The 7200-nt window shown below is 43.3% G+C and carries 6 protein-coding genes; 4 read left to right on the top strand and 2 right to left on the bottom strand.

The features are described 5' to 3' along the window. The 3 genes from RMY00_RS34170 to RMY00_RS34160 form a co-directional block, all read left to right on the top strand. Positions 1-1067 (top strand): WD40 repeat domain-containing protein (locus RMY00_RS34170; protein WP_322651794.1); only part of this gene is annotated, 1067 nt, incomplete at its 5' end. A gap of 415 nt (positions 1068-1482) precedes the next feature. Then, a complete protein-coding gene (locus tag RMY00_RS34165) occupies positions 1483-1836 on the top strand; it encodes a papain fold toxin domain-containing protein (RefSeq protein ID WP_322651793.1) in 354 nt (117 codons plus the stop codon). 27 nt (positions 1837-1863) lie between these two features. Further along, positions 1864-2220, top strand: a complete 357-nt coding sequence (locus RMY00_RS34160; protein WP_322651792.1) for a hypothetical protein — start codon at positions 1864-1866, stop codon at positions 2218-2220. A gap of 349 nt (positions 2221-2569) precedes the next feature. Here RMY00_RS34160 and RMY00_RS34155 read toward each other — a convergent pair whose 3' ends face one another. Both RMY00_RS34155 and RMY00_RS34150 read right to left on the bottom strand, forming a co-directional pair. Then, positions 2570-3277, bottom strand: coding sequence for a Uma2 family endonuclease (locus RMY00_RS34155; protein WP_322651791.1), 708 nt, complete (start codon positions 3275-3277; stop codon positions 2570-2572). 64 nt (positions 3278-3341) lie between these two features. Next, complete coding sequence (locus tag RMY00_RS34150; protein WP_322651790.1) at positions 3342-4088, bottom strand: Uma2 family endonuclease; 747 nt, start codon at positions 4086-4088, stop codon at positions 3342-3344. 181 nt (positions 4089-4269) lie between these two features. Here RMY00_RS34150 and uvrA point away from each other — a divergent pair, with 181 nt between their 5' ends. Then, positions 4270-7158, top strand: coding sequence for an excinuclease ABC subunit UvrA (gene uvrA, locus RMY00_RS34145; protein ID WP_322651789.1), 2889 nt, complete (start codon positions 4270-4272; stop codon positions 7156-7158). The last annotated feature ends 42 nt before the right edge of the window (positions 7159-7200 follow it).

Below are 7200 nucleotides of genomic sequence, written 5' to 3'. Positions count from 1 at the left end.
CCACCCTGACTGGGCATAGCGATGCGGTCAACAGTGTCGTCTTCAGCCCGGATGGTAAAACTTTAGCTTCCGCCAGTACTGACAAGACGATCAAATTGTGGAATCTTGAAACGAGCAAAGTAATTACCACCCTGACTGGGCATAGCGATGCGGTCAACAGTGTCGTCTTCAGCCCGGATGGTAAAACTTTAGCTTCCGCCAGTACTGACAAGACGATCAAATTGTGGAATCTTGAAACGAGCAAAGTAATTACCACCCTGACTGGGCATAGCGATGCGGTCAACAGTGTCGTCTTCAGCCCGGATGGCAAAACTTTAGCTTCTGCCAGTGATGACAACACGATCAAATTGTGGAATCGGGAGACGGGCAAAGAAATTATCACCCTGACTGAACATAGCGTCGTGTTCAGCCCCGATGGCAAAACTTTAGCTTCCGCCAGTAATGATAAAACGATCAAATTGTGGAATCTTGAAACGAGCAAAGTAATTACCACCCTGACTGGGCATAGCGAGAGGGTCAACAGCGTCGTGTTCAGCCCCGATGGCAAAACTTTAGCTTCTGCCAGTGATGACAAGACGATCAAATTGTGGAATCGGGAGACGGGCAAAGTAATTACCACCCTGACTGGGCATAGCGAGAGGGTCAACAGCGTCGTGTTCAGCCCCGATGGTAAAACTTTAGCTTCCGCCAGTGATGACAAGACGATCAAATTGTGGAATCGGGAGACGGGCAAAGTAATTACCACCCTGACTGGGCATAGCGAGAGGGTCAACAGCGTCGTGTTCAGCCCCGATGGCAAAACTTTAGCTTCCGCCAGTGCTGACAACACCATCAAATTGTGGAATCGGGAGACGGGCAAAGAAATTTCCACCCTGACTGCGCATAGCAGTTTGGTCTTCAGCGTCGTCTTTAGCCCGGATGGCAAAACTTTAGCTTCCGCAAGTTCTGACAACACCATCAAATTGTGGAATCTGAATCTTGATGATTTATTAGTGCAGGGTTGCAGTTGGCTTAAGGGTTATTTGGCTAGCCATCCTGGTGCGGTTAAGGTGTGTCCAAGGCAGTAGAGATTAGGAAGATGTGGTTCGACTTCGCTCACCAACCGGGGAAATGAGGGAGTTATGGGGAGTTAATATTCAAAAACAGTGATCGCTTGGTAAATTAGAGATGCGATCGCAGTTTAAAACCTAATTGTTGCAGTGATTCTAAGCTGAAATTTACAGCCAAAGGCGATCGCTTGGTAAATTAGAGATGCGATCGCAGTTGAGAACCTAATTTTTGCAGTAATTCTAAGCTTAAATATAGAGCTAAAGGCGATCACTTGGTAAATTAATTAAAGATGCGATCGCAATTTATAAGCTTAAATGGTTAGAACTAAAGGCGATCGCTCGCTAAAAAATAAATGCGATCGCAGTTTTGAACAGCTTAAATGTAGAGTTAAAGGCGGTCGCTTGGTAAATTGCTGAATCATGGGGAGGCTGGGTGAGTCAGTTATCACAACAAGAAGTTTATCAAGCAATTGGCAGAATAATAGTAAACTTTCCTTTACTTGAATGTGATAAATGTGCCAAGGCAGTCATGCAATGGTTAGCAAAAAATAGCATTGAGGGTAAGATTATTCAGCTTAGAACCAAAAGACGAAATGAAGTTTTTATAACTAGCGATCGCTGGAATCCCAATGAATCAATTACCGAAAATGGAACTCACTATGGAGTAGAAGTATTAGGACTAGTTTTTGATAATCTATCTGCTGAGGGGATGACAAGGGAAGATTGGTTACGTGATTTCCATTGTCCAAGTGAACAATTTATTGTTGAAGAGTTAGAATCTCTATAAATAATCAAAGTAGATGATGAAATAAATATGAGTGGACTATTAGAAGTTGTAGACAAAATTAGAGCCAGACCTGGAATGTATCTAGGACGACCTTCTGTAAGTGACTTATTTATGTTTTTAGTCGGTTATGAATTTTCTCGCAGCGAATTAGGAATTGACATGACCGAAGAAGAAGAAAAATTTTACGATGAATTTCAACCTTGGCTGCAAAAAAAGTTTGGGGTAACGACTGTTAGCTCTTGGGCAAAGCTAATTATGCTCTCCTGCCATGATGAAAAAGCAGGATTTGAATATTTCTTTAAACTTTTTGATGAATTTTTCCAGAGAGATACAAGTTTAGACACGAATAAAACTGAGGAGATGGCGCAGCACGGTTTTAAGTAATTGTACTTCAAGCACCTTGCTGAGTTTAAATATAGGGGCAGGGCGACGCCGATAGCGAGTATTCGAGCGTCATAACCCGTCGTAGACATCGCTTGATAATGAAAAGACGCAATTCAAGTTCTGAATCTGGCGTTTCGAGTTCCGAACACGAACGGCCGAGTAAAAAGGTCGAAGTTTCGAGTTCCGAACACAAACGGCCGAGCAAAAAGGTCGAAGTTCCGAGTTCCGAACACCAACGGCCGAGCAAAAAGGTTGAACTTCCGAGTTCCGAACACCAACGGCCGAGCAAAAAGGTCGAAGTTCCGAGTTCTGAACACGAACGGCCGAGTAAAAAGGTCGAAGTTCCGAGTTAAACCTCCGGTTCCACTCCCAGCGCTTTTAACTGAACAGCTAATCTCTCTGCACGCTGGCGTTCTTTTGCTGCTAACTCCAAACCCCACAGTAATAATTCGCCATTGTCATCCCACCAACGTAACCAATAACCTGTGCGGTTTTCTCGGCTTCCTTGCCATACGCCTAAAAACAAGTTCATTTCGGCAATCCAGTGACGATTATTTGCATCTGGTGTTTGCAGTTCATAATTTCCTAAATCATCTCGCCGATAAACTTCTAAAACTCCGCTATCTGGTTCAAAAATGGCATAGTTTGGCACTTGTAAAATCTGCTCATAATAAAACCATTTACCTGGGGGATAGGTCGGTTTACTCGAATACTCTCCACCTTCGGTATCTGAGAGAAATTCCATTACAATTAGCGGAATATCACCTTGGAGTCGTGGCGTATAACTGCGCTTCACTTCTTCTCGTGAGACTCGAATTGATGGTACATATCCCCAATCTGGCGCTTTGACCACAAATCGATTATTCAAGTTGGCGCAGATACCGTAGTGAGTGAGGGTTAAAGCATCGGTGGTTAATCTGCCAGCAAGTTCTAAGCTTTCTGTTAAAGCAGCAGCCAAGAGTGGCTGATTAATGTTATCGACTGGCTCGTTGTCTAAAACAAAATCATCAGGTAACTTTTCCCAGGCGACATCATGGGTGGCTGCATTGGCTAGCATGATTCAGAATATCTCAAATACAACTTCAATTTCTAATGACCCGATTAAAAAATTGCATACCGCATTACTCCTGAGCAAGGGTTCGCACTTCTTCCACTGACAATCCCAAAGCTTGGGCAATCTGTTCGATGCTCAAATCCATTTGCAATAATCGGGGTATGGCATCTCTTCTGGCTTGTTCTGCAAGTTCCGCCCGTTGGCGTTCTTGTTCTGCTCGTTGCCTTTCTTGCTCGGCGTTGCGAGAAATTTCTGTATAATTTAAAAACCGTTCTCCATCAGGGCGATATAGCTGCAAACCCTCTGGTGATGGAGCAAACCGAATTTTCAACCGAGGACTGACCCAATCTTCCATTTGGGGGATGACATCTAACCCATCTTCGCTACGCAACCATCCATGCAAATTATTTCGCTCAGGATCGTAAATGTAGTACTCTTCCACCCCATAGCGGTCATAGAAAAGTAATTTCTTGTCCATTTCAGTTTGTGTGTTGCTGGGAGAAAGAATTTCAAACACCACTTGCGGCGCAACTCCCTCCTCTTTCCATTGTTGGTAGCATAAGCGATCGCCTTTTGGTCTACCCAATACCACCATCACATCTGGGGCGTTAACAATTTTGTTACGTCCCTCTACCGGATACCAAAACAAATCCCCGGCGACAAATACATTTGGATCGTCGGCAAATAGCCACTCTATATTCTGCTTAATTTCTACAATCCAGCCAAACTGTATGGTATTATTAGCCACTGGTTGTCCGTCACTATCTGGGTAGATGACCTCTGGCTGGGTCGGCGGTTGGATTTGCGATACCATAGCTTCGCCCTCAGAAGGATTTAAATCAGGATGCTTCCAAATTAGCAGACTCTTAAGGATATCTGCGCCATAAATCTGGAACGAGAACTAATTAAAACAGTACTATTGTTCTACAATAAACCGATTAAAGATAGTATTATTAAGGACTGTTTCATAAGAAACTCCCTCTTTGCCGCCCAATATGTCAGACAAACAGCTAGCAGCATCCTTGAATGGACATCTTCCCTACCCCAGCCACAACAGCCAGAATACCATTCGGATTCGGGGTGCTAGGCAGCATAATCTGAAGAATATTGATTTGGAATTGCCACGCGATCGCCTAATCGTATTCACTGGCGTTTCTGGTTCTGGTAAGTCTTCCCTAGCCTTTGATACCATTTTTGCTGAAGGGCAGCGTCGCTATGTGGAATCCCTCAGCGCCTACGCACGACAATTTTTAGGACAACTGGATAAGCCGGATGTAGAAGCCATTGAAGGCTTAAGTCCAGCAATTTCTATTGACCAAAAGTCAACGTCTCATAACCCCCGTTCCACTGTGGGTACGGTGACGGAGATTTACGACTATTTGCGGCTGTTGTTTGGTCGGGCTGGCGAACCCCATTGTCCGATATGCGATCGCTGTATTGCACCCCAGACAATCGATGAAATGTGCGATCGCATCATGGAATTACCAGATCGTACTCGCTTCCAAATTCTTGCACCCGTTGTCAGGGGGAAAAAGGGCACACATCGTAAGCTTTTGTCAAGTCTGGCTTCTCAAGGTTTTGTCCGCGTGCGGATCAATGGCGAGATCCGCGAACTGTCAGATTCCATTGAATTGGATAAAAACTTTACCCACACCATCGAAGTGGTAATTGACCGATTGGTGAAAAAGGCTGATATCCAGGAGCGTTTGGTTGATTCTTTGTCTACGTGTCTCAAGCAATCGGGTGGGATTGCAGCCATTCTGGTGAGTCTACTTGGTGACGACGGACAAGAAAAAGAAGAAGAATTAGTATTTTCAGAAAATTTTGCTTGTCCAGAACATGGGGCGGTAATGGAGGAATTATCGCCGCGATTGTTTTCGTTTAACTCGCCTTATGGTGCTTGTCCGCACTGTCACGGAATCGGGACTTTAAGAAGATTTGCACCAGACTTGATAGTACCCGACTGGGAAGCGCCAGTTTATGCTGCGATCGCGCCTTGGTCAGAAAAAGATAATTCTTATTACTTGGAATTACTTTATAGTGTGGGACAGATTTATGGATTTGAGTTACAAACAAATTGGAGCAAGCTGACAGAAGAACAACAACAAATTATTTTGTTTGGAGAGAAAGATGAACGAGCCGCAGAAGCAAAAAGAAAGCAGAGTTTTAAAGGTGCTATTCCAATTTTGCAACGGCAATATGAAGGTGGTTCGGAATTAATTAAACAAAAATTAGAGCAGTATTTAATCGATCAACCGTGTGAGGTTTGTAAGGGAAAACGGTTAAAACCGGAAGCCTTGGCTGTGAAGTTGGGACAATATGGAATTTTAGAATTAACTACCGTATCAATTCGGGATTGTCGGGAGAGAATTGAGCAATTTAAGTTGAGCGATCGCCAGTTACAAATTGCTGATTTAGTTCTCCGAGAAATCAAAGCTAGATTGCAATTTTTGTTGGATGTAGGTTTAGATTATCTCACCCTTGACCGTCCCGCCATGACCCTTTCTGGTGGCGAAGCCCAACGAATTCGTCTAGCAACGCAAATTGGTTCTGGTTTAACAGGAGTTCTCTACGTTTTAGATGAACCAAGTATTGGTTTGCATCAACGAGATAATGGTAGGTTGCTCAAAACCTTAACGAAATTGCGCGATTTGGGTAATACATTAATTGTTGTTGAACACGATGAAGAAACAATTCGCGCAGCTAACCACATTGTTGATATTGGCCCCGGTGCAGGAATTCACGGCGGAAATATTATCGCCCAAGGTGATTTTCAGGCGTTATTAGCAGCAGAAGATTCTTTGACGGGTGCATATTTATCAGGGAGGCGAGTAATTACCACACCAGCAGAACGCCGAGAAGGAAATGGGCGCAGTTTGGGAATTAAAAATGCTCATCGCAACAATTTACAGAATATAGATGTAGACATTCCGCTAGGTAAACTCGTCTCCATCACTGGTGTGTCTGGTTCTGGAAAATCTACACTGATTAACGAATTACTATATCCATCTCTGCAACATCATTTAACTAAGAAAGTTCCCTTACCCAGACATTTGGATAAAATCCAGGGATTGAATGCGATTGATAAAGCGATCGTTATCGATCAATCTCCCATTGGACGCACACCACGTTCCAACCCTGCAACTTACACAGGAATTTTCGATGCGATTCGGGATGTATTTTCCCAAACAGTAGAAGCAAAAGCTAGAGGTTACAAACCTGGACAATTTTCCTTCAACGTTAAAGGTGGACGTTGCGAAGCTTGTAGCGGACAGGGTGTGAATGTGATTGAAATGAACTTTCTCCCTGATGTTTACGTACAATGCGAAATTTGTAAGGGTGCAAGATACAACCGCGAAACATTGCAGGTGAAGTATAAAGATAAGTCTATATCTGATGTTCTAAGAATGACAGTTGAGGAAAGTTTAGACTTTTTCCAGAATATACCCAAAGCGATCGCGCGTTTGCAAACTTTATTTGATGTTGGTTTGGGTTATGTCCAACTAGGACAACCTGCGACTACCTTATCAGGTGGTGAAGCGCAACGGGTGAAATTGGCAACAGAATTATCTCGACGCGCCACAGGTAAGACACTTTATTTAATAGATGAACCGACAACAGGGTTATCTTTTTATGATGTCCACAAATTATTAGATGTGTTGCAAAGATTGGTAGATAAAGGTAATTCAATATTAGTAATTGAACATAACTTAGATGTAATTCGTTGTTCTGATTGGGTAATAGATTTGGGGCCAGAAGGTGGCGACAAAGGAGGAGAATTGATTGCTGTGGGTACACCGGAGGAAGTTGCAAAAAATCCCAGGTCTTATACTGGGCAATATTTAAAGCAGGTTTTAAAACAGTATCCGGCGATGAAATCTTAGTCTTTTCCAAGTAATGTGTATTACATAAAACTAAAGCATCCT

Source organism: Nostoc sp. ChiVER01 (genome assembly GCF_034531155.1).
In the GTDB taxonomy this organism is placed as follows: Bacteria; Cyanobacteriota; Cyanobacteriia; order Cyanobacteriales; family Nostocaceae; genus Nostoc.
The sequence above is the reverse complement of the archived record's forward strand: the minus strand, read 5'-3'. Positions and strand labels throughout refer to the sequence as shown.

What these genes read in the sequence shown, in the direction of transcription:
- uvrA (WP_322651789.1), top strand. Translation starts at nt 4,270, where the DNA reads ATGTCAGACAAACAGCTAGCAGCATCCTTGAATGGACATCTTCCCTAC.
- RMY00_RS34160 (WP_322651792.1), top strand. Translation starts at nt 1,864, where the DNA reads ATGAGTGGACTATTAGAAGTTGTAGACAAAATTAGAGCCAGACCTGGA.
- RMY00_RS34150 (WP_322651790.1), bottom strand. Translation starts at nt 4,088, where the DNA reads ATGGTATCGCAAATCCAACCGCCGACCCAGCCAGAGGTCATCTACCCA.
- RMY00_RS34155 (WP_322651791.1), bottom strand. Translation starts at nt 3,277, where the DNA reads ATGCTAGCCAATGCAGCCACCCATGATGTCGCCTGGGAAAAGTTACCT.